This window comes from Marinobacter sp. DS40M6, from assembly GCF_028581595.1.
GTDB lineage: Bacteria > Pseudomonadota > Gammaproteobacteria > Pseudomonadales > Oleiphilaceae > Marinobacter > Marinobacter salarius.
Genome location: NZ_JAFCAE010000008.1, coordinates 67,775 through 93,513, shown reverse-complemented (window position 1 = coordinate 93,513; position 25,739 = coordinate 67,775). Strand labels below are relative to the sequence as shown.

General features: G+C 55.7%; 23 protein-coding genes. 7 read left to right on the top strand and 16 right to left on the bottom strand.

The genetic code is table 11. The annotated features are described in order from the left end of the window. The first annotated feature begins 41 nt into the window (after positions 1-41). From JJO78_RS18320 to JJO78_RS18310, 3 genes are read left to right on the top strand one after another with little or no spacing between them, the layout of a single operon-like run. Positions 42-872, top strand: a complete 831-nt coding sequence (locus JJO78_RS18320) for a glycosyltransferase family 2 protein (RefSeq protein ID WP_273624397.1) — start codon at positions 42-44, stop codon at positions 870-872. Continuing rightward, a complete protein-coding gene (locus tag JJO78_RS18315) occupies positions 869-2,050 on the top strand; it encodes a glycosyltransferase (RefSeq protein WP_273624396.1) in 1,182 nt (393 codons plus the stop codon). Before JJO78_RS18320 ends, JJO78_RS18315 begins: the two co-directional genes overlap by 4 nt. Further along, positions 2,043-2,975, top strand: coding sequence for a sulfotransferase family protein (locus tag JJO78_RS18310; protein WP_273624395.1), 933 nt, complete (start codon positions 2,043-2,045; stop codon positions 2,973-2,975). The genes JJO78_RS18315 and JJO78_RS18310 overlap by 8 nt, the downstream gene beginning before the upstream one ends. On the opposite strand, the gene JJO78_RS18305 is transcribed toward JJO78_RS18310, so the two are convergent. The 3 genes from JJO78_RS18305 to JJO78_RS18295 are packed head-to-tail and all read right to left on the bottom strand — an operon-like array spanning position 2,954 to position 7,444. Further along, positions 2,954-3,736, bottom strand: coding sequence for a phosphocholine cytidylyltransferase family protein (locus JJO78_RS18305; RefSeq protein WP_126810605.1), 783 nt, complete (start codon positions 3,734-3,736; stop codon positions 2,954-2,956). The two genes, JJO78_RS18310 and JJO78_RS18305, sit on opposite strands and share 22 nt — an antisense overlap. Next, positions 3,724-4,371 carry a gamma-glutamyl-gamma-aminobutyrate hydrolase family protein gene (locus tag JJO78_RS18300; RefSeq protein ID WP_273624394.1) on the bottom strand — a complete coding sequence of 216 codons (648 nt, stop codon included), beginning with the start codon at positions 4,369-4,371 and terminating at the stop codon, positions 3,724-3,726. The genes JJO78_RS18305 and JJO78_RS18300 overlap by 13 nt, the downstream gene beginning before the upstream one ends. 1 nt (position 4,372) lies before the next feature. Further along, positions 4,373-7,444: a PEP/pyruvate-binding domain-containing protein gene (locus JJO78_RS18295; protein ID WP_273624393.1), complete on the bottom strand. Its 3,072-nt coding sequence runs from the start codon at positions 7,442-7,444 to the stop codon at positions 4,373-4,375. 310 nt (positions 7,445-7,754) lie between these two features. Here JJO78_RS18295 and JJO78_RS18290 point away from each other — a divergent pair, with 310 nt between their 5' ends. After that, complete coding sequence (locus JJO78_RS18290) at positions 7,755-8,252, top strand: hypothetical protein (RefSeq protein WP_273624392.1); 498 nt, start codon at positions 7,755-7,757, stop codon at positions 8,250-8,252. A gap of 8 nt (positions 8,253-8,260) precedes the next feature. On the opposite strand, the gene JJO78_RS18285 is transcribed toward JJO78_RS18290, so the two are convergent. The 3 genes from JJO78_RS18285 to JJO78_RS18275 form a co-directional block, all read right to left on the bottom strand. Next, on the bottom strand, positions 8,261-9,031 hold the full coding sequence (locus JJO78_RS18285; RefSeq protein ID WP_159265571.1) for a glycosyltransferase family 32 protein: 771 nt from the start codon (positions 9,029-9,031) through the stop codon (positions 8,261-8,263). Between the two features lie 4 nt (positions 9,032-9,035). Continuing rightward, complete coding sequence (locus JJO78_RS18280; protein WP_159265573.1) at positions 9,036-9,878, bottom strand: O-antigen ligase family protein; 843 nt, start codon at positions 9,876-9,878, stop codon at positions 9,036-9,038. Positions 9,879-9,957: 79 nt separating this feature from the next. Continuing rightward, entirely contained in the window at positions 9,958-10,239 is a 282-nt protein-coding gene (locus tag JJO78_RS18275; RefSeq protein ID WP_159265575.1) for a hypothetical protein, read from the bottom strand. A gap of 256 nt (positions 10,240-10,495) precedes the next feature. Here JJO78_RS18275 and JJO78_RS18270 point away from each other — a divergent pair, with 256 nt between their 5' ends. Beyond that, positions 10,496-11,389 (top strand): glycosyltransferase family 2 protein, encoded by an 894-nt coding sequence (locus JJO78_RS18270; protein ID WP_126810611.1) that lies wholly within the window; start codon positions 10,496-10,498, stop codon positions 11,387-11,389. Here JJO78_RS18270 and JJO78_RS18265 read toward each other — a convergent pair. Both JJO78_RS18265 and JJO78_RS18260 read right to left on the bottom strand, forming a co-directional pair. Continuing rightward, complete coding sequence (locus JJO78_RS18265) at positions 11,377-12,060, bottom strand: hypothetical protein (protein WP_151981458.1); 684 nt, start codon at positions 12,058-12,060, stop codon at positions 11,377-11,379. The two genes, JJO78_RS18270 and JJO78_RS18265, sit on opposite strands and share 13 nt — an antisense overlap. Positions 12,061-12,087: 27 nt before the next feature. Further along, on the bottom strand, positions 12,088-12,822 hold the full coding sequence (locus tag JJO78_RS18260) for a 3-deoxy-D-manno-octulosonic acid kinase (RefSeq protein ID WP_273624391.1): 735 nt from the start codon (positions 12,820-12,822) through the stop codon (positions 12,088-12,090). Between the two features lie 146 nt (positions 12,823-12,968). On the opposite strand from JJO78_RS18260, the gene JJO78_RS18255 reads away from it, so the two are divergent. Further along, positions 12,969-13,997 carry a glycosyltransferase family 9 protein gene (locus tag JJO78_RS18255; RefSeq protein ID WP_273624418.1) on the top strand — a complete coding sequence of 343 codons (1,029 nt, stop codon included), beginning with the start codon at positions 12,969-12,971 and terminating at the stop codon, positions 13,995-13,997. A gap of 112 nt (positions 13,998-14,109) precedes the next feature. On the opposite strand, the gene JJO78_RS18250 is transcribed toward JJO78_RS18255, so the two are convergent. From JJO78_RS18250 to glnE, 3 genes are all read right to left on the bottom strand, one after another. After that, positions 14,110-14,514 (bottom strand): DUF6165 family protein, encoded by a 405-nt coding sequence (locus JJO78_RS18250; RefSeq protein WP_036203455.1) that lies wholly within the window; start codon positions 14,512-14,514, stop codon positions 14,110-14,112. Positions 14,515-14,551: 37 nt separating this feature from the next. Beyond that, complete coding sequence (locus JJO78_RS18245; RefSeq protein ID WP_041336053.1) at positions 14,552-15,478, bottom strand: branched-chain amino acid transaminase; 927 nt, start codon at positions 15,476-15,478, stop codon at positions 14,552-14,554. A gap of 109 nt (positions 15,479-15,587) precedes the next feature. Next, the gene (glnE, locus tag JJO78_RS18240; protein ID WP_273624390.1) at positions 15,588-18,494 is read right to left on the bottom strand and encodes a bifunctional [glutamate--ammonia ligase]-adenylyl-L-tyrosine phosphorylase/[glutamate--ammonia-ligase] adenylyltransferase; all 2,907 of its coding nucleotides are present in this window, start codon (positions 18,492-18,494) and stop codon (positions 15,588-15,590) included. An 81-nt stretch (positions 18,495-18,575) separates the two neighbouring features. On the opposite strand from glnE, the gene JJO78_RS18235 reads away from it, so the two are divergent. After that, entirely contained in the window at positions 18,576-19,754 is a 1,179-nt protein-coding gene (locus JJO78_RS18235; protein WP_273624389.1) for an ion channel, read from the top strand. A gap of 1 nt (position 19,755) precedes the next feature. Here JJO78_RS18235 and JJO78_RS18230 read toward each other — a convergent pair whose 3' ends face one another. The 5 genes from JJO78_RS18230 to typA form a co-directional block, all read right to left on the bottom strand. Further along, positions 19,756-20,613 carry a CYTH domain-containing protein gene (locus JJO78_RS18230; RefSeq protein WP_273624388.1) on the bottom strand — a complete coding sequence of 286 codons (858 nt, stop codon included), beginning with the start codon at positions 20,611-20,613 and terminating at the stop codon, positions 19,756-19,758. Positions 20,614-20,716: 103 nt separating this feature from the next. After that, positions 20,717-21,751, bottom strand: coding sequence for a porin (locus JJO78_RS18225; protein ID WP_151981464.1), 1,035 nt, complete (start codon positions 21,749-21,751; stop codon positions 20,717-20,719). Between the two features lie 498 nt (positions 21,752-22,249). Then, the gene (gene dtd / locus JJO78_RS18220; protein WP_151981466.1) at positions 22,250-22,714 is read right to left on the bottom strand and encodes a D-aminoacyl-tRNA deacylase; all 465 of its coding nucleotides are present in this window, start codon (positions 22,712-22,714) and stop codon (positions 22,250-22,252) included. An 81-nt stretch (positions 22,715-22,795) separates the two neighbouring features. Beyond that, positions 22,796-23,758 carry a prolyl aminopeptidase gene (gene pip, locus JJO78_RS18215; RefSeq protein WP_036203435.1) on the bottom strand — a complete coding sequence of 321 codons (963 nt, stop codon included), beginning with the start codon at positions 23,756-23,758 and terminating at the stop codon, positions 22,796-22,798. Between the two features lie 99 nt (positions 23,759-23,857). Next, positions 23,858-25,669, bottom strand: coding sequence for a translational GTPase TypA (typA, locus tag JJO78_RS18210; protein ID WP_036203432.1), 1,812 nt, complete (start codon positions 25,667-25,669; stop codon positions 23,858-23,860). Between the last annotated feature and the right edge of the window lie 70 nt (positions 25,670-25,739).

The following is a 25,739-nucleotide window of genomic DNA, read 5'->3' as shown; positions in this document are numbered from 1 at the left end:
AGACTGTCTTGTTTTACCTGAATAAAGGCCGGGCCGGATCCATGTCACCAGAACGCATTGGCGTAGTCATCACTACCTACAATTCCCCACTATGGCTGAGCAAGGTTCTGACGGGCTATGAAAACCAGAGCCAGCCGGACTTTCGGGTGATCATTGCTGATGACGGGTCAACCAACGAGACCCGCGACCTCATCGACCGGTTCCGCGGGCGCGGTATCCTGCAGATCGACCACGTGTGGCACGAGGACGATGGCTTTCGCAAGTGCCAGATCCTCAACAAGGCCATCCGGGAAACCGACTGCGACTATCTGATCTTCACGGACGGCGACTGTATCCCGGAACCGGACTTCATCGCCACCCATCGACGGCTGGCCGAACCAGGAGCTTTCCTGTCCGGTGGATACATCAAGCTCACCATGCCAGTTTCGGAAGCGATTTCCGACGACGATATCCGCAGCGGTGTCATCTTTGACCCCCAGTGGCTGGTCAGCAAGGGCCAACCGAAGAACCACAAGCTCTGGAAGCTGTCCAGCTCATCCCTGAAGAAGACACTCCTGAATGCCATCACGCCCGCAGCCGCCAGTTGGAACGGCATGAACAGCTCCACCTGGACCAAAGACCTGATTGCCGTTAATGGCTTCAATGAAGACATGCAATACGGTGGCCTGGACCGCGAACTTGGCGAGCGCCTCTGGAACTTTGGCCACAAGTCCCGGCAGATTCGCTACAGCACCGTGTGCCTGCATCTGGACCATGCCCGTGGTTACTCCAAGCCGGAAATCTGGGCGAAGAACCGGGCTATCCGCAAGGCCGTTAAGGACAACCGCACCTTCTGGGCCGAAAACGGCATTGAGAAGAGCCGCACGGCATGACCGAGCAAGGAAGCATGAGAACCCTGGTTGTGATCCACAGCCTGAAAATGGGCGGCATGGAACGGGTGGCCGTTAACCTGGCGGATGCTTTCGCGGACGAGGGCCACGAGAGCCACCTGCTGTCCTGCCGCAATCGCCCCAATGATCTCAGCCCTGCCAATTCTGCCGTTCACCTGCATCACTTCGATCAGTTCCAGGCGTTGATGAAATCGGTTATCGGTATTCCAGTTTTCCTGTTATCCCGCCTTCTACTGGGTGTACTGCTGCCGAAATCCCACTTTATGTGGGTTGGCTGGCTAAGCGGGTGGCTGCTGAAGGTACACATTCGCGGCCTGGAAAAGCGCTTCGGGCGTTTCGACCGCATTGTTTTCCGAGGCCTGGGTACCTTCAAGTATTTCTGGTCGTTCCGGGATGACCGCAATGTGTACGTGCTCGAAAACGTTATTCATTATGATCGCCCTCTGTGGCAGAAAAAGCTGGAATGGCAACTGGTCTTCAATAACCGACACCTGGCTTGCGTTTCCTCTGGCGTGCTGGACTCCGCTCAGGAGGCGTTCAAAAAGGGGGAGATTGAACCGAAAAGCCAGCGGGTGATCACCAACCCCTGCCCGGTGGAGCAGATTAACGCGTTGGCGCAAGAGGCCGACCCGGACATTCCAGCGGAGCCCTATATCCTCAATGTCGCTCGGCTCGTGCCTCAGAAAGGCCACGCCTTGCTGCTGGAAGCCTACAAGCAATCAGGAATCGCTCACAAGCTGGTCATTGTAGGCGAGGGTCCGTTGAAAAACGATTTGGAGGAGAAAGCGAAGGCCCTAGGCATCGCTGACCGCGTCTTCTTCGCGGGCAAACGCAGAAACCCCTACCCCTGGATGAAGCAGGCGGAACTGTTTGTGCTGGCCTCAGAATATGAGGGCCTGGGCATCGTATTGACCGAGGCCCTGGCCTGCAACACGCCGATCATGGCTGTAGAGAGCCGCGGTGGCGTACGGGATGTGTTCCGTGGCGAATTGGAGGATTTCCTGACGCCACGCACCGTGGATGGTCTGGCAAGCGGGCTCGCAACCGTGGTTAACCGCCTACCGGTCACCGTGAAACCGGAGTGGCTTGCGCCTTTCCGCAGCCGGGTGGTGGTGAGCGACTTTCTCGAATCCCCGGAAAAGCAAAGCCAACATGACTGAGCACGCCCAACCTCTCAATATTCTGGTAGCGGGCATTTATTGGTCCGGTTCCGGCGCTGTAGTGGATTACCTCAAGGGACACCCGGACTGCGTCGTGCCCCGGGGTGAATTTACCGACTTCAAACGGAGTGGACGAATCGGCAGCCTTCTGGAGGCGGACTCACCCTTCAAGGCAAAGTGGCTTGCCAGGATGATGTGGTTCGAAACCGCCATGGGCAAACTGCCTGCAGCACAGCTTAAAAAAGCGCGAGGCGCAGACCAGGCCAAGCTTGCTCCAAAGGAGCAGGTGAGACACAACCAGTTGAAGCTTGAATACCTTGGCCGCTATCGGAAACATTTAGCCAAAGGCGGTGCGCCCTCGGATAGCCGGATATGGAACGATTGGATGCACGCCGTCGGCCACGCGTACGCTGCTGGGGAAAAGGCCATCGTCTGGAACCAGCCAATCTGGGTCGGCAAACACGAAGGGACCTGGCCCGCTGTCTTTACCCCCTTCAAACTGATCGTGGTTCACCGAGATCCAGTGGACCAGTTTGCCGAAGTCGTCCGCCAGGGCAAGATCGGCAAGCGTAAATCCGACCCCGCGTTCGATGATAGCGAGAACGACGACATTGCCTATGTGCTCAAAGGCATCGCCGCAAAAATGGAAAGCCTGATGGCGCTTCAGGCGCAGTTGGGCGAAAGTTATATGCTTGCAGTGAGCTTTGAACGCTTCGTGAAAGACCACAAAACGGAAGCCCGGAGAGTCTGTGACTTCCTGGATTTCCCGGAAGCGCAACTGCCGTCAGCGCCGTTCAATCCTTCCTACTCCATCCGCAATGTCGGCATCGGAGACACGGACCAAATCCGCGGCATGCTCAAGGATCACCAGCCCCTTGTCGACCGACTATATGACCTGAGAACTCAGTTCGATAACGCGCAGTAGGATGCCAACTCACCTTTTTCCGCCATCGAGGAATAGGCTTCCAGCTCATCCGCGGTATCCACTTCCAGCCAACCGTTGTCCACCAGGCAGGCCTTCACCGGCCAGCCGGTGTCAATCAGGTGCTGGATAAAGCTCGTCATGTACATGTTATCGAAGTCCTTGCCATCGTAGGTGGCGCTACGGTCCAGTCTATCGAAAACATCGAGAAACGCCTGCACCTGATCGCCCCGGATCTTGATCAGCCCCATGTATTGAGCCTGGACCTGGCTGTAATCACTGGGCTTCTTGCCAAGCTCAGTCACAAAACCGGATTCGTTCATAACGAAGGTTTCCGCGTCATCCAACGGCTCCTCCATTCTTAACTGCCACAGGCGCTTCCACTTACGGTCCGCAGCCAGACAAACCGGCGCATCGCAGTCCAGAACGCTTTTCAGAACCGTAGGCTCATAGACGATATCCCCGTAACTGATCAGCAGATCCTCGCCGGGCTTCATCTTCTCGCGCGCGCAAAAGAGCGTGCGGACCATGTTGGTGGTTGCGTACTCGGGATTGAGGACGAGATCACCGCCTAGAGTGTCCAGGTCATCCGACCGATAGCCGCCGATGACGGTAATGCCATTGCTCACTCCGCAAGCTGCCATCGCCGCCATCTGACGATGAAGCAGAGGCTTGCCCGCCAGCGCCACCATGCATTTGGGGCGGTCGTTGGTGTAGGGGCGAAGTCGGGTGCCCTGCCCGGCGGCCAGTATCAGTGTTTGCATGGGGTACCTCTGAAAATACAGTTGAAAAGTTGTTTGTCGCGCTCAGTGAACGGCGCCTCCCGCTCCGGGTGCCACATGATGCCAGCCCAAGGCAGGCTACAATGCACATACGCCTCGATATCGCCTTCCGGGCTCAGCAACTGGGGGATGAGTTCCGCCGCCAGACCCTCCGGGGCAATCCCCCAGTTATGGAAACTGTTGACGTCCTGGTAGGGGCGAAACCAGCTATTTGTCTGTTCAGTTGGTGTCACCGCGTGTCGCGCGGCGGTATGGCCGGAGACCGGGGTGAGTTGCCCGCCCAGCCAGACGTTCATCATCTGCAGTCCCCGACAGACTCCGATAACTGGCCACCCCCGCTCGCGTGCAAGCGAAAGCAGGGTTCGTTCCGTCTCATCTCGCTCTGCCGACGTGTTGATGGCATCAGGCAGGTGAGTGAGATCATTGCCACCCGACAGGATCAGCCCCTCAATTCCCGTCGATGCCAGCCATTCGTTGAGATTGGACAGCGAGTTGGGAATGGGCACGGGCGTGAACCCCAGTGCCTCAAGAAACCGGAACCATTGCTGATCCAGGCAATCCCGGTGCTCACCATAAGACGCAACCACTTCCACGCGCTGACTGATTCCAATGCGCATCTTAACGGATGACCTCAATTCGCTTGTTGACGGGATCCAGTTCCAGCACGGTTGCCCTCGCCAATGCCTCGTACTTCCCCTCGCCTACGCCAATGGCGGCAGGTAGTCCAAACTCTGCGGCCCGTATGGCCATGTGGGAATTGGCACCGCCATACATGGTAATCAACCCGGCAATGCCATGGCCAAACAGCCAGTCATAACCGGGGTCGGCCTGGGGAATCATGGCAATTTTGCCGGACAGGTTACTCCGCTCGTCAGTGGCTCGTTTTTGCAGATCGACGCACTCGGCGGAGATCTTCCCGGCACCCACGAAATTCGCGTGGCTATCAGTGTACAGGAAGGCGTAAAAGTCACTTTCTGACAGCAGCAAGGGGGGTAATTCAACCATAGCCGCTGCCCGGCTGGCCTCATAACCTTCGGTAGCCTGGTCTGCCAGCCAGGAGGCCTCATCGGCCACCGCCACGGTTCCTGACCTCAACGCGGACAGGGCTTCAACGGAAATACACGCCATCTGCTCCCGCGTTACCCCATGACGCTCTCCGTAACCCGCCAGGCAATTCAGGGCCAGAGAAAGATGCCGGGTAAACACAAACTTGGCGTACTCACGGCCCTCGATGGCACTACGCATAAAACGCTCAAGCTGCTCAATGTCACCGGGCAAACCGGCATCTGAAACCGCCTGCGCGAACGTCTGCCTCTCATTTTCCCACGCGTCCAGAGCGATATGGGAACCCGAGTCGGCGTGCAACTCCGACGCTGAACGCTCAATCACCGGAACCAGGAAATGCTCAGGGTTATCGCCATAACAGGGCGAGGTTATGTCGTAGGTACCTGGCCGCAAGTGCCCATATTGTTGGGTGAAGGCGGCCATGGACAATTCTTGACGAGCCACCTTCGCAGCATCGTCGGTAAACCGGTGGGAAACCGTGCGGATAGAGTTGAGGAACGCATCCATGGCGCCCTGGGACAACACACCTTTTTCGACGGCCGACCGAAGCAATGTGATCGCAACAAAGGCACTGCGGGCAAGATGGGCAAACGCCAGGGTTCCGTATCGCCGACACTCTTCAAGCAGCGACAGTGCATCGTCCAGACTGGAGGCATCAGTGTTCCGGAAACACGCCAGCCGCTCTTCGAAGCGGTCAATTACTTGCAGATCCGCGTCGGTTCGAGCGATGGCGCAGGCAGTGATGGTTTTCAATCCCACGCCAAGCCGATCTGCCTCATCGGCATTAAAACCACCCTCGTGGATCAAACGTTCCCGCCAGCGCTCAAAATCCAGCGCGTAGCAGGTAGGCACCACATCAAACTCAACTTTGTCGTGTAGATGCGGGTGGCGACGTAACCACTCCATGTAGAAGTCCACCAGCCGCCCTGCCAAGCCGTCATCCAGGGATTGCGGAATGAAAGAGTTGAAGCTGGCGCGAATATCCACGTAAGGGTGCCCGGCAAACATCCTGAGCAACGGCTGGGGGCGAACGTCCCGATAACCGTATTCCGCTCTCTGGGCTGCCCACACGTCGTCCATGATCAGATAGCGATACAGGCTGGATGCCAGTCGTCCCGGCCGGGTGCCGATGATTTCAGCCGGGTTCCAGTCCGGCATCACACCGAAATAGGCACGCTTGCCGACAACAAATGGCGCTGGAGCCTGCCACTGCCGAAATCGATCCACGGCGTTCGTCAGCAAGCTCTCTGCCGCATCACTCTGAGTGAGCTCGTGCTGAACCGCAATCGGGCGCACCTGAAGGATATGGATCAGTCCGCCCTCAGTGATAGCGAATTCCATATCGAGAGAATCGAAATCCAACAGGTCCTCGACTTCCCTCAGCGCTGGCATCAGTCCCGCCAGGTTCTCCGGCACCCGTACCAGCTTCTCCGGAGCATCCCGATGAACAAAGAGGGTTTTGTGATCCCGGCTGGCACCGCTGGTGATGGACTCGGTGCTATTCGTAGTATCGTCGTAATTCACGACATAATACGGAGCCCCCGAGGACAGGGTTTTGGTGAACGCCACACCACTGGCAATCACCTGTTCCAGCATCGGCTGCACCAGAACCTGGTTGTCGGGGTGGCCATCGGGATAGGAGGCAATGACCTTCTCAATGGCGGCTCTAAGCTCGCCTTCACTCTGGCGACTGACATTGAGAACACTGGTGTAAGCGCCAGCGTTGGATACCCCGAACCCGTCCTCTGACAAGGCACTGCTGCGGACAACCAGTTTTTCCGTTTCCGATAGGCGCGCCCCGATCCGGGCGAGTACTTCTGTGTCCAAGTCCTGCCATTCGGCAACCGTAAAGCTGACCTGGTCTTCAATACGACTTCTCGTAACCACGCCCTGCAAACGATGGAGCGTCTGCGCCTTGGTGCCCAGGATAAACCGACTGAGATCGTTCGGCTCGTTCAGTTCTGCCCATCCACCGGCCACATCCACCGCAGCCACACTGAACCCACGAACCCGCAACAGCTCAAGAAGCTGGGTGAGGCTGCCCTTGCGTATGGCTTCCGGAAAATCCGACTGCCCCGCCAGAAAACCCGCAACCTTGGGCTGCAGCCGAACCAGACCAACGAATTCGGCATCGGCCAGTTCGGGAAGGATATCCCGCCCCAAACGGGTGATCCGGCCGCCGTGCACGTTCACTTTTTCACATCGCTGTAAATCTTCTTCAGAGCGCCCCTCAAACCGGTGACGCCAATTGCTGTCCACCAAAACGGCTATATCCGCCTCGCTGGAGGATAAAGATTGCACCGCGGAATCCCGAAACAGCACGTCGGAATAGGACACGTAGTGAACGACGCGATCATTCAGTGGCGCTTCCAGCAACGACGCCGCCGCACCGGTGGATTGCCAATGAGGGTTCACCGAATAGTGAAGCTCGGGATAACGCTCGGCAATTTCATCCAGCTGGTATCCGCCCACGAAATGAACGTCGGGCTCTACTGCGCACATGGAGTGCAATACCCAGTCCAGTACCCGCCTGCGACCGGTTGTGCCCCGGAGCACACTATGCTGTTCGCCGCTGAACGGCTTGCCAGCGCCGAGGATGATGAGGCGTGTCTGGCTCTCTTTCACAATTCTATCCACCCATAAATTCTAAGCTGTAATACATAACATCCTCAGGACGATATGATTAATGGCATAACGTAAAGTGCTAAACTCCGAATCCTGAAGAGAAACGCCCAGCCCGGAGTCTTTGGCGGATAGTTTACACGATAGGTGAGTCTACAGCGGCATGAGCATCACAGAGAAAAGTGGCTTTGAACAAGCTCGCAGAAACTGGAGTAGCCGTCTAAAAGCATGGGCGAGAGACAGGAAAAGCCGGCAACGGTATGGACCAGAGGCACCGCTCTTCGCGGAGCGTTTGTGGATTCCCGTAGATCAGATGCAGCACGCACTTAAATACTGGAGCACGAAGCAGAGTGGAACCGTTGTTACTGAATGGCCTGCGGAGAAAATAACATCGATCCACAACATCGAAGTTGTCAGGGCCTGCGCCCGCCATTGGCATGATAATACTCCGTGGGAAGAAACCGGTATCTACCAACAAATGATGGAATATATCCGTCAGCGAGGCAAAGTGGATCGCCTGACATCTGAGAACGATGTGAGAGTACGCTACGAAGAATTGGATGAGCTCTACAACATCGTCACCCAAAGCGGCACGTTAAGCCCCAGACATGAGCTGATTAAGGGGAATTTTCGCGAGGAAGGCGGCATCCTCGTTCACATCGGCCCGGACGGCGCTCCATACTTTGGTGGCAAGGGCCACCACAGGTTGGCCGTTGCCCTGGCGGCGGGGGTTGATCTTATTCCTGCCCAAATCGGCGTTGTTCACAGGGACGGCCTGACAAAGCTTGGCGCATTTCGGGATCAATCCTGACAGTCAGGCTACCGCACTTCACCAGCACCAAGAGCTTTGGTCTTAGCCTCTTCCACCAGATTCGCTAGTCGTGCTTTTGTTTCAACAACCAGCTTTTCCGGATCAGATTCCGTCATTTCATCATAGGTCGCTTTGGTGCCTGCAAAAAACTCACAGGAGTAGACAGGCCCTCTTCCAGTATAGACATCTCCAGAATGATGGACCGGTAGGAAGAAGTGACTCGGCAGGATGGTCATATCTTTGTTCCCGGAGGCGAAAATAGCGTCAGTAAAAGGAACCGGCCCTGTCGTCTGCCAGACTTTACGCTTCTTGTACCTCAACTTTTTCCAAACAAAACGACGCGTAATATCTCGGATCTCATTCAAGCCCGTCACCACCGAACGAATCACTTCGTGTCCAGGTCTGGCTCCCACGTAGCCGTTTGCCACAAGCCCCGGTCGGGTATACTCGTTTTCCCAAAGCGCAAAGAGATCACAACCGAAAATCCAGTCTGGCAGACGCTGCAAACAAACAGAGTCTGCATCCAAAGCGAAGCCGCCTTCCGACAACAGTATTTCCCAGCGCATTAGGTCAGCAACCCCCGCGAACCCTCTATCCAGCGTTGAGATTCGGTCCATATGTTCACGGTTGATCCAGTCGCGTTTCTTCCAGTCCTGATTGCCCCATATCCGGATCTCGTAATCAGGATGTTGACGCCTCCAGGTTTCAATATACGCATCAGGCCGCAATGACTCATCTCCGACCCAGATAAAATGAAGTTTGCGGGGGATACTGGTCATTGCTTCAAACCTGTTTGTCATAAGCGGGTGGGAAAAAGCATTGGAATCGCGACCGGTTTTTATCTGCCACCAGGTGTTGTCCGTTCACGGCCTGGCTTGAAAGTAGCAACATCGCCGGTACCCAGAAACAGAACCAGTCGAAATGGAACGGCGACAGCGGGTCACCGCCATCGAACATTAATGCAGCCAAACCCACCAGCAGCGGGATTAGCATATATCCATCTTGCTGATTCTCCGGGCGAACCCATATCCTGGCAAGAACTCCCGGGAGCCATAATGCGACCCAGAACAGAAACCCGAACACCCCCAAGAAGTAGATAACCGAAAGCGCCATATTGTGCGGGTGGCGGAATTGCTGGATAACACCTTGCTCATGGTCGAACACTACAACGGGAGTGACCTTGTTCGTAATACCATGCCCAAAAAACGGCGCACTACCAATTGAATCAAGCGTCGACATCCAGATTGCTGGTCGCCAGGACAGACCGCGACTGAGAATGAACTCCGGGTAGAAAATCAGCACCAGGGTTCCACACAGTACGGCGGCGCCAAATAGCAGGTACCAAACGCGGCTCCTGTAAAGAATAATGCAAGTGACGATCGCAACGATTATAGCTACTTGCCCCGTTCTCCTTTCCAGTGCCACCAAGAATAGAAGTAAAATGGCCAGAGCCAGAACCCCCACCCAACGGAGGTTTCTGTTTTCCTCACTCAGTATCAACCCAAGGAGCATCGCGGCCTGGGGCGCCACGAGCAAAGTGGCCAACATCGCATTCGCCGGCTTTACTCCATGGGCTTCCAGCCTTTGCTCCCCAATACCTTGGTACAGCGTCGTCGTCCAGGGCATGTCCAATATCCCGTACATTGCAAACAGATGCCATGCCCCGAGAGAGGCAGTGCAAGTGCAGGCCAACAAGAGAGCTCGCTTAAGCAATAATGTATTTCCAGACAACTTCAGGTAGGAAAACAACACAAAAATAGCCGTGGACTGTCCAGCCGCCCGGAAAGTTTTTGAATAATCCGGTGAGTTGGCCCATACCAACGATATAAGTGAGAACGCCAAATAAACGGCGAGTGGTGCCGCAGCCATCAAGAATCCCCTGCCAACCCATCCCCGGCGGATCATCAAAGGGCCCAGAATCAGAAGTGATGGCAAGCTGACGAGAGCATCGAAAATATTCAACCCCGCCCCAGTCGACTGCTGCCACATCAGCAGACTAAAAACGCATGAAAGACTGAAGCACACCCAAAGAGGCAACAACCAATCAGGAACAGGACGTGACGCCGACAAACTGACCACCTTCCGAATTAACAACATCAAATACCAGGACAACTTCCAATGCCTGGATTACATTGCAATGGCCAAACTCCACGGCCACCCCCACACTGCACAATCCATATCTGTCTGAATTCACGCAAAAGTTCAGATACAATCGCTATACTACTTGCTAATGATTGAAGCTAATGCCCCAACTATCCATTGTCATCCCGACTCACAATCGCCCTGACATGCTGAAGAAAGCTGTCGAATCAGCAATTGCCCAGACCACTAGCGACCTGGAAGTAATTGTGGTCGATGATGGAAGCAGCCCACCCATTGCTGACGACCGCTTTGACGCCAGGGTTTCAGTTCATCGCCACCCTTCACCAAGAGGCGCCTCGGCAGCCCGGAATACTGGCGTTTCACTCGCCAAGGGCACTTATACAGCATTTCTTGATGACGATGACACTTTTCACCCAGACTATGCTGCAGCGATGCTTCACTTCATGGAGAGCACCGGCGACAACATCGATTTTGCGTGGCCATCCCTTAACGTTATCGATGTTTCCAACGGGAAAACATCCAAGGCACAAGACTTCCCCTGCCTGATCCATCGCAACCATTTGGGCTCTGAGTCATCGTATGCCGCAGCAGCCTACACACGAACCACTGGCATGATATTCAGAACGACCACCATCCGCGAATTCAACGGATTTGATGAATCACTCAGTGTTTCCGAGGATCGCGAGCTCATTTTCCGCATGCTTAGCCAGGGCTGCGGCTGCGGCTCGATCGACCGGGCCCTCGTCGACTTCTTCATCCACACTGGCCCTCGCCTCAGCACCAATGACAATCTCTTGAAACAGGCCAAATGCGATGCAATGGTCGCCGATCGGCACGCCGATTTCATTGCCCAGCACCCCAAACTTGCTTCGCGCTACCTGAACCTCCTGGCTCGCAGACAGAAAGACGCAGGTCTAGCTCAGGAATATCGCTCAACGCTAAAAACGCTACTGAAGATAAACCCAATGGACATCCGTGCACTAAAGCGTTTGGTTTTGTCCTTGATCACACCAACTCGCCATCAGTCAAACTGACGAGGCGCAATGTTCCGGCTGGCTCGCTTGGCATCCAGCATTGCCCGCCAGCCTTTGACACTGGCCCAGAAAGCACCACTATCCCACTCAGAGCCTTGCTCAACAAACGCATCCTCAAGGTAGGCGGTCAACAGGGTTTCAACCATACCCTCGTCCGGCAACCTTGCGGCCACATTAGCTAGGTTGGAAATGGCAACCCCAACCGAAAGCATGCCGGAATGAACCCGGATATCGTCTTCATCCACCATGCAGAGCTCATCGCTGCCGCCCAACAGAAAGTTCGTCAGATTTCCATCCGGCTGCTCAATACCCCGTTTATGAACATCGGCCATGGTCCGGCCCAGCAGATAAATGATAGCCTTCTGCCTTGAGCGGGATGGCTCCTCCATCAGCACGGCCCTAAGCGGGCGGTACCCTTCCAGAAACGCCGTGCCATACCCAAAGCAGCGCTCCGACGACAACCAACCGGCAAATACAATAGGCGGTACCGGCCCACCCACGCGCCGAATTTTCTTGCCACGGCGCAACGCACGAATCCAATGAACCAACCCGAAAAGCGGCTTACGGTAACACTTGATCGCCGCCACCCGGCCATCCACCAGCCCCCGATAGGTAATCCGGGTTCTACGGGTATTGGAGTGAAGCTCTTCTTCGAGTTTGACGGTGGTCATTAACGTGAATCGGGCCTGATTGGAAATTTAGTGGGAGGGCTGGCGATGATAGGCTTGGAGCAGATGCTGCCAGAGGTTTTCCCGCTGGGATGGGGATAAACCTGGGCACCGCTTCCTGACAGAACGCTGAAGTCGTTCCAGGTTTCGCTGCTTCCATGCTGAATCTGTTTCATTTTCGCTCTCTGGGACCAGTTTGCAACGGTCAAAGTCGATCAGATAAAGCTGATCCCCCGTCACGAGTATGTTATCGCAGTTCAAATCAACGTGATTGAGGCCGTTGTCGTGAAAGCGTCGGATGACCTGCCCCAACTGAGCCCACAGAGACTCATCGCTTAAGCGATCGCTGTCGGAAAACGTGACGGAATTCGGTATCCGCTCTACCAGTATAGCGGCCCGATACCAGAAAAGCCGGTATTTCCAGGCAATGGCAGCAACGGCTTCCGGCACCGGCAGACCCAGCGAGCGAAGTTGGCCCAGCAACCGGAACTCGGCCACAGACCGGGTCTGTTCAAAGCCGGTAAACAAATACGTCTTTTCCGCGAAACGGGCCATCATGCCGCCACGTCTGTAATGACGAAGCACCATACCCGGCGGCTCCATATCAACAAACCAGGCACCGCCACGTCCACCAGAGGAGACCGGTTTCGCCCTTCCCTCCCAGAAGTCAGGGGAAAACCAGGACGCGGCCACCCCCTCATACCTCGGTGAGACCAGCAGCAATGACGTTCCGGAATCTGAATGAGTGCCCGTTGCCAATGTCAAAAGATCGTTACCCTCGGCCCGGCAAACCATAGGTTTGCGGGTAAAGACGTTAAAAGCCCAGTAGGCTAGAATGGCGCTCAGTTTACCAACGAGCCCCGCCCGGCTCCACATCCGGCAGTGAAAGATTGGAAACGGACCGTAACTTGATTAACTCCATCTGTATATTGCGCCTGTCCGCCATTGGCGACGTCACCCATGTCATTCCCGTGGTATTGAGCCTTCAGGAACAGGTGCCCGGCATTAGAATCACCTGGGTAATCGGCAAGATTGAAGCAAAGCTGATTGGCGACCTGCCCGGTGTCGAGTTTGTCGTTTTCGACAAGAAAGCCGGTCGAAAAGGTTATGCGGACTTGCATGACACCCTGAAAAACAGAAAATTTGACGCCTTGCTGCATATGCAGGTGGCCTTCAGGGCTAATCTCGCGGCGGCGATGATTCCGGCAAAGGTGAAAGTGGGGTACGACCGTGCCCGTAGCAAAGACCTTCACAGCCTGTTTATAAACCGGAAAATTGCTCCGGCAGCGCAACAGCACGTGCGGGATTGCCTGGCGAGTTTCCTGGAGCCACTTGGCCTGAAGCCCGCCGCACCAAAATGGGTCATTCCATTGGCCTCCGAAGATCGCGAGTTCGCCAGGCAGCACCTCGCAACAGACCGCAGGAACCTCGTGATCAGCCCCTGTGCCAGCCACACCCTTCGCAACTGGCCTGCCGAGCGCTATGCCCAGCTGGCTGATCACGCCATCCGCACTCACGGCATGAAGGTGATCCTGGTGGGCAGTCCTGCCCCCTTTGAAGCGGAATTTTGCACAGACATCGAAAATGCTATGGCGGAACAAGCGCACAACATCTGTGGCAAGGATACACTGAAACAGCTCACCGCTCTGTTGGAACGCGCCGATCTGGTCGTCGCACCGGATACCGGGCCGGCCCACATTGCCAGCTCAATGGGCACCGATGTGCTGGGTATTTTCGCGGCCAGCAATCCCAATCGTTCCGGCCCTTACAACTCGCTGCAATGGTGCGTGAATCGATATCCGGAAGCGTTGAAGCGGTTCACCGGCAAGACGGTTGAGCAGGCACGCTGGGGCGCAAAGGCGGAGTTCGAGGGGGCGATGGAACTGGTGACGGTGGAGGACGTGACGGGGATGCTGGATCAGTGGGTTGCCCAGCACTGATGCCGCGCCACTGTCTACGGCTCTCTCGGGCTACGGCTCTCTCGGGCCTTCTCTTTAACCCTCTCCCGCGATGGGAGAGGGTATGACAATCCAGGCGAGTGAAAGCACCGCTTTACTTGCGGGCGGTGTAATCCTGATAGGACTTTTCTTCCACAAATCGTGACCCCAGGGCCAGGTTCACGTCCTTCTTGATAGCGGCGCGCTTGTCGTTGGTGACATAGACGGCACGAGCCAGTTCAATAAACTTTGCGCCGAAATCCTGAGCAGCTTCCTGATCACGAATGTCGTCTTCGATTTCCCAGAGCGCCTCGTTCACTTCCTTAAGCTGCCTGCGCAGGTCTGCGATGGCTGCCTGATCCTGAACGGCCTCGTTCCAGGTGGCGCTCAGTTCGTCCAGCTCGAGCCGAACATTTTTGACCTTTTCCGCGTCTGCTATGCGTTCAGACTTGATCTCCAGAATGGTGATCTTGTCCAGCACTTCGCCGAAGGAGACCGGCACTTTGATAACGTCTGCCATTTGCTCTTCCTGCAGGTGTTGTTAGTGGACCACGGCGTTAGCCGTTAACCGCTGTCAGCCAGTGTGAATGCGCAGGACTCTTGCCCTTCACAGCATCGAAATACATACCCTGCAACTTCTCGGTCAGCGGGCCGCGCTTGCCAGCGCCGATCAAACGGCCATCCAGCTCACGGATCGGCAGCACTTCTGCAGCGGTGCCAGTAAAGAAGGCTTCATCCGCAATATAGACCTCATCCCGGGTGATACGGCGCTCTTTCACCGGAATGTTCAGCTCTTTCGCGAAATCCAGGATGGTCTGGCGGGTGATGCCTTCCAGGCAGGACGTCAGTTCCGGTGTATGGAGCACGCCATCACGCATAATGAAGATATTCTCGCCGGAACCTTCAGCCACGTAGCCTTCATTATCCAGCAACAGGGCTTCTTCGCAGCCACTGGCAATGGCTTCATTCAAGGCCAGCATGGAGTTGATGTAGTTACCGTTGGCCTTGGCCTTACACATGGTGATGTTGACGTGATGCCGCGTGTAGGAAGAGGTGCGAACCTTGATGCCCAACTCCTTCGCTTCCGGTGACATGTAGGACGGCCAGCTCCAGGCGGCGACCATCACATGAACCTTGAGGTTGTCGGCACGCAGCCCCATACCTTCAGAGCCGAGAAACACCATCGGGCGCAGGTAGGCTTCGTCCAGATTATTCTCCCGCACGGCGGCGGTCTGTGCCGCATTCAACTCGTCCTTGCTGAACGGCATGGTCATGTTGAGGATATGCGCGGAGCGGAAAAGACGATTGGTGTGATCTTCCAGCCGAAAAATCGCAGCACCCTTTTCAGTGCTGTAGGCGCGGACACCCTCGAAACAACCCAGACCATAGTGCAGGGTGTGGGTCAGCACGTGAGTTTTGGCTTCCCGCCAGGGAACCATTTCACCATCCAGCCAGATCAGGCCATCGCGATCAGCCATCGACATTGTTTCTGCTCCTAAAGCACTCTATTCGGGAAACCGGCATTCTAGCAGGAAAACTCGGGCTTACGAAGGGGCGCAATCACTCTTCCATAACTCCTCCATCACCTCTCAATCACCCCAACATAACCCGATTCCACATACTTTGGATGTAATCACGCTCTTCGGGAAACGCGTCACCCGCCACCTGGCTGTTCAGGTTCTGCAGTGCCCGCCGGTGTATCGTAGAGCGCAGGGTAATAAATGTTTCCCTGAGTTTCTCAGTGTCTTCCACCGGCAATACCCCCGCCCGGCCCAGCTCCTCCATCTGGCGAATATTATCAGACCACTGCGTCAATTCCGGATGCTCGGAACAACAGGCCAGCATCAGGTACTGCACCATGAACTCGATATCGATAATGCCGCCATAGTCGTGTTTGATATGGAAAACCTCTGGCACCTTGCCTTCGATTTGCGGGGTGCCCAGGGCGGTGCGCATCTTCTCTCGCATGCCGACCACTTCTTCCCTCAGCTTTCCCCGATCCCTTTGCTGACACAGGATGTCTGCACGTAGCTTTTCAAAGGCTTCCAACGTTTCCGGACAGCCTGCCACCCCACGGGCGCGGGCCAGCGCTTGGTGCTCCCAGATCCAGGCATCGTTACGCTGGTACTTCTCGAAGGCGGACAGCGTACTGACCAACAGCCCCGAGCTGCCCGAGGGTCGCAGGCGCATATCCACTTCGTAGAGCTGGCCGGACGGCGTCTGGGTGTTGAGAATGTGCACAATTCGCTGCCCGAGCCGGGTGTAGAAAACGGCGTTGTCGATGGGCTTGTCACCATCCGTTGACTGCTCCGGATCGGCATCGTGGATAAAGACCAGGTCAAGGTCCGAGGTGTAGCCAAGCTCGATACCCCCCAACTTGCCATAGCCAACGACGGCAAAATCGGTGTCACAGGCTGAGCCATCCTTGCGTCGTGGGTAGCCATGGCGGCTGACCAGATTAGCGAACGCCACGTCCACCACATGGTCCAGCACCACTTCGGCAATCCACGTCAGGTAGTCACTGACCTTCATCAATGGCAGGGTTTCCCGTATTTCCGAGGCGGCCACCCGCAATATGTGGGCTTTCTTGAAGTGCCGCAGAGTCTCCATCTGCTCCTCGAGATCCTCGTAGGGAATCCGCAGCATCTGCTGGCGCAGGTCATCCTGAAGTTCGGTTTTTGCCGGCGGGCTGTACAGGCTCTCTGCGTTCAACAGCTCGTCGAGCAGCAAGGGCGTTTCCGCCAGTTGGCTCGCGATCCAGGGGCTTTCACTGCACAGGCGGACCAGCTGGGTCCTGGCTCCCGGATTCTCCAACAGCAACACCATGTAGGCGGTTCTGCGCAGAATCGCTTCAACCAGTTGAAGAACCCGCACCAGCGTCTGGGACGGCCCCTCCACGTGAGTAAGCGCTTCCAACAATACCGGTATGAACTTGTTTAACCGCTGTCGCCCTTGGGTCTGCAGCGTCTGCAATGTGCGGGTTTCGCGCAGGTCGCTGAGGGCAGCATAGCTGCCTTCGGCGTCCTCAAAACCATGTTCATCGAGCCAGGCGGTCGCCGCCTCCTCGTCCATTTCACCCAGCCAAAGTTCCTGCCAGCCTTCATCAAGCGCCGCCACCTCGTGTTCTTCATCTTCGATGGCGATGATATCCGCAAAATGCGTGGCCACCCGTTCGCGATGCTTTTCCAGTTCCGCAACGCAGGCTGGCCAATCATCAAACCCCATGATCAGCGCTACACGAGCTTGCGACAGACCATCGTCCGGCAGCAGTTGGGTCTGTTTGTCTTCCATGCCCTGAAGGGCATGCTCAAGATTGCGAAGGAAGACATAGGCCTCCTTCAGCTCCTTTACCACCGGTGATGGCAACAACTCCAATTCTTCCAGCTCCTTCAGGATTACCAACAGCTCCCGCTGTTGTAATTCCCTATCACGGCCGCCCCGGATCAACTGGAAGGCCTGTACCACGAACTCAATCTCGCGGATGCCTCCATTGCCGAGCTTGATGTTATTTTCCAGGCCTTTACGGCGCACTTCCCGGCCGATCATGGACTTCATGGCACGTAGGGACTCAAACGCACTGAAGTCGATATACTTGCGATAGACAAAGGGCTTCAGGCTATCCATCAGCACTTGCCCCGCCTGCTGGTCACCGGCCACAACCCGCGCTTTTACCATGGCATAGCGCTCCCAGTCCCGCCCCTGATCCTGGTAATAGGTCTCCAGCGCAGCGAAACTCAGCACCAATGCCCCACTCTGACCATAGGGGCGAAGGCGCATATCCACGCGGAAAACGAAGCCGTCGGCGGTGATCTGGTCCAGCGCCTGGATCAACCTCTGACCCAGGCGGATAAAAAACTGCTGGTTATCAATGGATCGGCGCCCGCCACGAGTTTCGCCCTTCCCCGGGAACGCGAAGATGAGATCAATATCAGAAGAGACGTTAAGCTCGTGCCCTCCCAACTTCCCCATGCCCAGAACAATCAGGGGTTGCGGGCCTTCCTTACCCGTCGCAGGATTAACTCCCCACGGCGTTCCAGATTGTTCGCAAGTGTCTTCGTACAACCATTCCAGGGCACCCTGGATACAGGTATCGGCGAAATCACTTGTGGCCGCCATGGTTTCAGCAAGATCAGCCCACCGCATCAAATCCCGCCAGATAATCCGGAACTGTATTTCCGTCCGGAATCGCCGCAAAGCCGACTGTAGACTGCCTTCATCAACCACTTCTGAAAGAAACTCCTGCCAGCGCTGATGAAGGTAATCCGAGGTTGTGGGCTCAGCCAGGGGGCGGGACTGACATAGCGCCGCGACCTGCTCCGGATGGCGCTCAAGGGTGCGCCTGACAAACAGGCTGCGCGCGACGGCCTGGGCTACATCCTCATCGGACACACCACCCTGAGCGCCCAAAAAGCTGGGCACTCCCTCGGGAAACACCGAAGACCAGGCACCACCAACCTCATCTGCCAGACTCTTCGGTAAGGAGCGCCACGGCTCGGACATAATGCAAACCCCTGTGTCTCTGTTATATTTCCCGTACTGTATAACGAACGCTCCCCCGACTGAACCGTTGTAAGGAAACCGATGCAGAGGAATCGCCGTCCGCTGAACCCGGAACACCAGCTTTCTCACTTGCCCATGTCTGGCATTATCCGGTCACGCATCAAGCGGCTTTTTACCATTCTTGGCGGGCTGTTGATCACCCAGGTGGTGATCATTTGGGCGGCCGAGGACCTCACACTCTTCGAGTCTGCGTGGATGACCATGACAACGCTGGTTACCGTGGGCTACGGTGATTTTGCGCCGCAAACCATCATCGGACGGCTCAGCACCGTTTTCCTGATGTTCATTGCCGCCATCACGCTGCTGACACTTATCGTCAGTGATTACATCGAATACCGGTTCTACCGCCGGGAACGCATTTTAACCGGACGTTGGATATACGCCATGAAAGACCACATCGTTATCATCAACACACCGCAGACGGGTGGGGAACAGTATTTTTCCCGCTTTGCCTCCCAGATGCGGGCCGTACCCGGCTATGAAACCGTTCCCATCATCATACTGACCAGCCAGTTTCCGAACGGGCTTCCGCCCGAACTGGCAGACAACGGACTGGTTCACTTCCATGGCTCCGGCAGCGATCCGGAAGCTCTCAAGGCGGTGCACGCGGGTGCGGCCCGACATATTATCGTGCTGGCCGCCGACGAATCCGACCCAACCTCCGACAGCCTGACTTTCGATATCGCCCACAGGCTGAGTGAGTCCAACCTTGGCCAGAAAGTCACGGTGGAGTGCGTACGGGATGAAAATCGGGATCGCTTTACTTCTGTGGGTGTCCGCACCGTTATCCGACCGGTTAGAACCTATCCGGAGATCATGGTGCGCTCGGTCATCGCACCGGGGTCAGAGAAAGTCCTTGAGGACTTGTTCAATTATCAACACGACCACCCCCACCGCTACGAAATTGAACTGGACGACCTGAACTGGGCGGATATCGTCAGCGCGCTGATTCGGCATGGCATCGGCACCGCACTCGCCTATATTGACGACAACAACGAAGTCGTTTGCCACCCGCCCACCGACAAGGAAATTGAAGGTAAGGGCCTGATCGTTCTGGTGAAGTCCAGTGAGACCCCGGAAGTGGAAGTGGTGAAAGAAGCCTTGTCCCATTATCGCGATTTCATTAACAAATGGCACAACCTGCAAAAACAGGCCACTCAAGAGGATAGCAACGTCCCCAAAGCGGCCGATCAGCCATAAGCTATGCCGCTGCGATGGCCAGTTGCAGCTGGCCGAGTTCCTTGCTGGTTGTCATATCGCCGATGGACCTCCCCTCTGCCAGCATACGGAACACACACTGGCAAAACTCCTCGGCGCCGCGCTCGCGAGCCATCCGAGCTATCGCTCGAAAATCGTCTTCCTTCACGGGAGCGGGCTGCCCGATGAGCCATGACACGCTGAGGAGCGAGAGAAACTCATTCACCGACAACTCGGCATCCCGCTCTGCTTTCGGAACCGGTTGATAGAGCCCCGCGAGGTAGTACCCTTGCTCCGCCTTGCTGACAAGGTTCAGAAACACCGGCACTTCATCCGCCAGACGTCGCGCCCACGCTAGTAACAACGAGGCATCTCCAGCCTTAAGCTCAAATTCAACTTCACTGAGCGGGCGGGACTGCCCACCCGCCACGATTTCCCCGGAATCAATGGCCACCTCAACCAGGCTTTCCCCTTGCTCGATCATGACCACACGACGCTGAAAGTTGGTCTCAAACACCGGTTGCAGTTTGGCAAGGTTCACGCTCTGCCCCACAGGGGTGTCCGCGATGAGCCCCATATTGAGCGTGGTACCGATCAGCGGCCACTCCCACTCCTGGCGACGATGAGCACCATCAACGAACTCACCGCGGGTTTTCAGGGTCTGGATGTGCCTGTCACCCAACTTCCGGATTCGCAGGGCAATCTTCTGGCGGTTGAGATCCCCGTCGGGCGTGTCGTAGTAGGTGTTTCCCAACTGTAGGGTCCCGGACTCATAAGTGTTTGGCTGACCCAAAAGCCAGTCAACGGCTCGGTCCAGATCAGGCTGCGCCACGCTGAGTTTGATTTCCAGTTCCTGAGCCATCCGCCCTCCTGCCGTGTGAATTCTGATTTCAGCATACATAAAAAAACCGGCAGCCCGAAGGCTGCCGGTTTTCGACTACTTAATAGATTAGCTGATTAGCTGATCAGAAGTAGTAAACACCGCCAATGGCCAGCGCGGTGCGCTCATCTGTAAAGGCATCGTTGACGTCATCGCCATCGGTGTCAACGCCATAAACGTCGTCATCGCCGCCGCCGAGGTAGCCTTCAACGTACACGTACATGTGATCAGACAGGTTGTGCAACGCCTGCAGAGTAATGGTGCTACGCTCGGTGTCGTCTGAATCATCAGCTACGTCGAGCTCATAAGTCGCGGCGAACTGGTTCGGACCAACGGCGTATACAGCGTGAACGCCGTAGCGATTGCCAACGTCTTTACGAGTCTGGAACTGACCAGTCAGGCTCAGGGCGTCCAGGCCAACAGTGGCACGCAGGCCGTAGGTGTTCTCGTTGTTCGGACCACCAGCACCGTCGTTGGAATCCATGGCGACAGCCAGCTCTACGTTGTCAACAGCGTAGGTGGCAGCCAACTGGTAGGGATAAGATTTGTCGCTACCTTTATCAGACAGGCTAGCGTCATCAAGATCGCCATTGATCTGTACAGCCGCGCCCAGGGTCAGACCACCGAAAGACGGAGTCATGTACTGAACCAGGTCTCCTTCGCCAGTTTCGTAACCGCCACCGAAGTTATAGGCAGCAAACTCGTAGAAGTTGGCAATCTTGTCGATAGCGCTTTCGTATGTGGAGTCGTCAGAACCAACCCATACCTGGCCGAAGCTGTCGCCTTTCACACCGATGTAAGCCTCATCAACGTCTTCCAGACCGCTCTCGCGATCCTTATCGTCAGCGGCCAGACCTTCAAGTTCCAACTTGAAGAAGCCAGTGATGCCCGGAGCGATTTCATGGTCGTGCTTTACACCAATCGTGGAACCGTTATCAGCGTGCTCCACACCATTGTAGATATCTTTGTAGTCTTCGTGATATGCAACGTATTGGATGTTGCCGTAAACTTCCGGCATGGAGTCCATACGGGCTGCCAGTTCAGAAGCACTCTCCATAGCCAGCGCGGAACCAGAGAAGGTCGCTGCGGCGATTGCAGATGCGAGGAGCGTTTTTTTCATGTTGCGTCTTCCTTTTGAGTTAACTCAGGTTTTAGCGTCGGGTTAGTTTCCCGCTCTTTAGACTTCACCAGTCGGGCTGGTTGAGCCCTATTCTGTTTATTAACCATGTCAGTTTTGTGACAAGGCCATAACAATTCATTTTTCTTCTTGTCGGTAAAGAGCTCATCAGGCTCTTTACAGCTCAGTCACTTACATTGCTTTTTTAAAGCACTGAGTGATGAACCTGTTTTAATACAATGATGTCGAATTTGCAAATTTTTAATCGAGACTTTTTAGCTCAATTAAGCTTAAAAGGGAAACTATTTATGCCATGAACTGTCATCTGCTTTCGCGAAACTTTCTCTTCAAATCCGGGGCCAGAAACCATTAATTTGTTTAAAATCAGAAAATTAATGGCCAAAAACCGCTTCACGGGCGAACTAGGAACCCAGCCTGCTGGCTACTGCTGCACCAGAAAAGAACAACCACCGTTGCAATGCCTCGCAATAGGGCGACACCTCAACCCCGCCCTGGCACACCCGACACCTCCAGAAGAAACGTGACCGGCCCATCGTTTACCAAGGCCACCTTCATGTCCGCACCGAACTGCCCCTGCCCAACCCGATCTGCGCCCAACCGCGACTCACACGACGCCACGAATTCATGAAACAGGGCTTCGGCGGATTCCGGACGCGCAGCCACCGAAAATCCCGGGCGAGACCCGGACCGGGTATCAGCAGCAAGCGTAAACTGGGGAACAACGAGGAGGGAGCCGCCCGTATCGAGCAGGCTGCGATTCATCCGTCCCTGGTCGTCGGGAAATACCCGGTAGGCGAGTAGTTTTCGACACAGTTCCCGCACCGTGCTGGAGTCGTCTGACTTCTCAACTCCGAGCAACAACAACAGCCCCGAACCAATCTCGGAGATGACCTCATTGTCGACGGTGACGCTGGCGTGGGTAACCCGCTGTATCAGCCCTTTCATCAAGCTCCCTGCACAAGGACTCAAAATTCGGAACGAAGTTTATCCACGCACCAGGCTCGCCGCAACCTTCTTCATGTGACTTTACGTATCCCTACCTTCAAGCTTCGCGGCGACCTCATCGACCCCACGCATCAGGGCATCAATGATGGCGGGCTCGGACGCTGAGTGTCCTGCGTCCCGTATGATCCTCAAGTCGGCTTCTGGCCAGGCCTGGCTCAAAGCCAGAGCATTGTCCAGCGGGCACACCATGTCGTAACGGCCATGGACAATGATGCCTGGAATATCTTTGAGTAACGCCGCGTCACGTACGATCTGATTATCGTCCAGAAACGCATTATTCATGAAGTAATGGCATTCGATTCGTGCCAGGGCAATAGCCACATGGGGGTGCCCGAAGTGCTCAACCACACGAGGGTTCGGATGCAGGGTTGCACACCGCCCCTCCCAGATGGACCACGCCTTGGCGGCCTGTATCTGCTCCAGTTCGTTGCTGCTCGTCAGGCGACGGTAGTAGGCCGTCACGAGATCGCCACGTTCATCCTCAGGAATGGGTGCCAGGAAATCGCGCCAGTAATCAGGGAATACGCGGCTCGCACCTTCCTGGTAGAACCAGTGGATATCTCTGGGCCGGCAAAGAAAAATCCCCCTCAGCACCAGGCCAAGCACCCTGTCCGGGTGCGACTGGGCATACACCAGGCTCAATGTAGATCCCCAACTACCGCCAAACAGTATCCATCGGTCTACCCCAAGAAAGGCCCGCACCGTTTCCATATCGTCCACCAGTTTTTGCGTGGTGTTTCCTGAAAACTCGGCCAGCGGGCTCGAACGGCCGGCGCCCCGCTGATCCATAAGAATAACCCGGTAGCGCTCGGCGTCGAAAAAACGGCGGTGATAGTCCTCACATCCGCCGCCGGGCCCGCCATGGACAACCAGAACGGGAATACCATTCGGATTGCCGCTTTCTTCAACATACAGTTCATGGGGCGGATCAACCGCAATGCGATGCTGGGCGTTGGGCTTGATATCAGGGAACAGGGTGAGCATGAGGCGCTCCGGACAAAGGATTTAACCGGAGTTTAGCTGAAGACAACGAAAAAGGGGCGGGCCACATTGGCACCGCCCCTTAATATCACGTACTGAAGATTACTTCTTATGAGCGCGCTTACGCTCATTCTCGGTCAGAAGCTTCTTGCGCAGGCGGATCGACTTGGGCGTCACTTCCACCAATTCATCTTCATCGATGAACTCCAGAGCCTGCTCAAGGGTATGCTTGATCGGCGGCACCAGGCCGATGACCTCGTCCTTGCCGGACGCACGCATATTGTCCAGCTTCTTCCCCTTGGTGGGGTTAATCACCAGATCGTTGTCACGACTGTGAATACCACACAACTGACCTTCGTACACTTCCTGGCCGGGATCCAGGAACAACTTGCCCCGGCTCTGCAGTGTTTCCAGCGAATAAGTCAGCGCGGCACCAGTTGCCATTGACACCAGCACACCGTTCTGACGACTGGTCACATCACCGCTCTTAATAGGGCCGTAATGGCTGAAGGTTGAAGTCAGAATACCCGAACCGGAGGTCATGGTCAGGAAGGCGTTACGGAAACCGATCAGCCCGCGCGCCGGAATCGTATACTCAAGACGCATACGGCCCTTTCCGTCCGGCACCATGTTGGTCATTTCACCCTTGCGGAGCCCCATCTGATCCATAAGCGCACCCTGGTGCTGCTCTTCGATGTCGATGATGACGTTTTCGTACGGCTCCTGTTTAACACCATCGATCTCACGGATAACCACTTCCGGACGACCCACGGCGAGCTCAAAGTTCTCGCGACGCATGTTTTCGATCAACACTGAGAGGTGCAGCTCGCCACGGCCGGATACCTTGAACTTATCTGCCGACTCACCTTCTTCAACTCGCAGAGCAACGTTGTGCAGCAGCTCTTTTTCCAAACGCTCTTTGATGTTGCGGCTGGTGACAAACTTACCTTCCTTGCCACAAAACGGTGAGTCGTTGACCTGGAACGTCATGGAAACCGTCGGCTCATCCACCGTCAACGGCGGCAAGGCTTCAACATTGGCCTGGTCACACAAGGTGTCAGAGATGTACAGCTCATCCATGCCGCTGACGCAAATAATGTCGCCCGCCTGCGCTTCGTCGACTTCAACACGCTGCAGCCCGGAATGGCCCATGATCTTGAGAATACGGCCCTGGCGCTTTTTGCCGTTGGCACCAATGGCCGTAACCGGAGAGTTGGTTTTAATTTTGCCGCGCATAATGCGGCCGATGCCAATAACGCCCAGGAAGCTGTTGTAGTCCAGCTGGGAAATCTGCATCTGGAACGGACCATCCCGGTCGACGTTGGGTGCAGGTACGTGATCAACGATGGCCTGGAAAACCGCGTCCATGTTGTCGTCCAGCTTTTCGTGATCCATTCCGGCAATGCCGTTCAGGGCACTGGCGTAGACAATCGGAAAATCCAGTTGCTCATCGCTGGCGCCAAGGTTGTCGAACAAGTCGAACACCTGATCCACTACCCAGTCCGGGCGAGCTCCAGGGCGGTCAATCTTGTTCACGACGACAATCGGGTGCAGGCCCGCATCAAACGCTTTCTGGGTGACAAACCGGGTTTGTGGCATCGGGCCATCAATAGAGTCAACCACGAGCAACACGCAATCGACCATACTCATGACACGCTCGACTTCACCCCCGAAATCGGCGTGACCCGGGGTGTCCACGATATTGATGTCGTAGTCGTGCCACTTCAGCGCCGTGTTCTTGGCCAGAATGGTAATACCACGTTCTTTTTCCTGGTCATTGGAGTCCATGACACGCTCGTTTTCGAGCTCTTTGCGATCCAGAGTGCCGGACTGGCGAAGAAGCTGGTCAACCAGTGTGGTCTTGCCATGGTCAACGTGGGCGATGATGGCGATATTACGAAGTTTATCAATCACAACTATAATCCTGCAGCATGCACTGAATGACCTGAGAGGTCTTCAGTAGGCGCAAAGCCCCTTACATGCC

Bases quoted from the DNA above. Each gene is read 5' to 3' on its own strand.
- JJO78_RS18315 (WP_273624396.1), top strand. From the start codon at position 869: ATGACCGAGCAAGGAAGCATGAGAACCCTGGTTGTGATCCACAGCCTG.
- JJO78_RS18265 (WP_151981458.1), bottom strand. From the start codon at position 12,060: ATGACCACCGTCAAACTCGAAGAAGAGCTTCACTCCAATACCCGTAGA.
- glnE (WP_273624390.1), bottom strand. From the start codon at position 18,494: ATGTCCGAGCCGTGGCGCTCCTTACCGAAGAGTCTGGCAGATGAGGTT.
- JJO78_RS18230 (WP_273624388.1), bottom strand. From the start codon at position 20,613: ATGGCTCAGGAACTGGAAATCAAACTCAGCGTGGCGCAGCCTGATCTG.
- JJO78_RS18290 (WP_273624392.1), top strand. From the start codon at position 7,755: ATGCAGCACGCACTTAAATACTGGAGCACGAAGCAGAGTGGAACCGTT.
- JJO78_RS18320 (WP_273624397.1), top strand. From the start codon at position 42: ATGTCACCAGAACGCATTGGCGTAGTCATCACTACCTACAATTCCCCA.
- JJO78_RS18300 (WP_273624394.1), bottom strand. From the start codon at position 4,371: ATGCGCATTGGAATCAGTCAGCGCGTGGAAGTGGTTGCGTCTTATGGT.
- JJO78_RS18250 (WP_036203455.1), bottom strand. From the start codon at position 14,514: ATGGCAGACGTTATCAAAGTGCCGGTCTCCTTCGGCGAAGTGCTGGAC.
- pip (WP_036203435.1), bottom strand. From the start codon at position 23,758: ATGCTCACCCTGTTCCCTGATATCAAGCCCAACGCCCAGCATCGCATT.
- JJO78_RS18270 (WP_126810611.1), top strand. From the start codon at position 10,496: ATGCCCCAACTATCCATTGTCATCCCGACTCACAATCGCCCTGACATG.
- JJO78_RS18225 (WP_151981464.1), bottom strand. From the start codon at position 21,751: ATGAAAAAAACGCTCCTCGCATCTGCAATCGCCGCAGCGACCTTCTCT.
- JJO78_RS18280 (WP_159265573.1), bottom strand. From the start codon at position 9,878: ATGCCCTGGACGACGACGCTGTACCAAGGTATTGGGGAGCAAAGGCTG.
- JJO78_RS18235 (WP_273624389.1), top strand. From the start codon at position 18,576: ATGCAGAGGAATCGCCGTCCGCTGAACCCGGAACACCAGCTTTCTCAC.
- dtd (WP_151981466.1), bottom strand. From the start codon at position 22,714: ATGAAAGGGCTGATACAGCGGGTTACCCACGCCAGCGTCACCGTCGAC.
- JJO78_RS18285 (WP_159265571.1), bottom strand. From the start codon at position 9,031: ATGACCAGTATCCCCCGCAAACTTCATTTTATCTGGGTCGGAGATGAG.
- JJO78_RS18305 (WP_126810605.1), bottom strand. From the start codon at position 3,736: ATGCAAACACTGATACTGGCCGCCGGGCAGGGCACCCGACTTCGCCCC.
- JJO78_RS18245 (WP_041336053.1), bottom strand. From the start codon at position 15,478: ATGTCGATGGCTGATCGCGATGGCCTGATCTGGCTGGATGGTGAAATG.
- JJO78_RS18310 (WP_273624395.1), top strand. From the start codon at position 2,043: ATGACTGAGCACGCCCAACCTCTCAATATTCTGGTAGCGGGCATTTAT.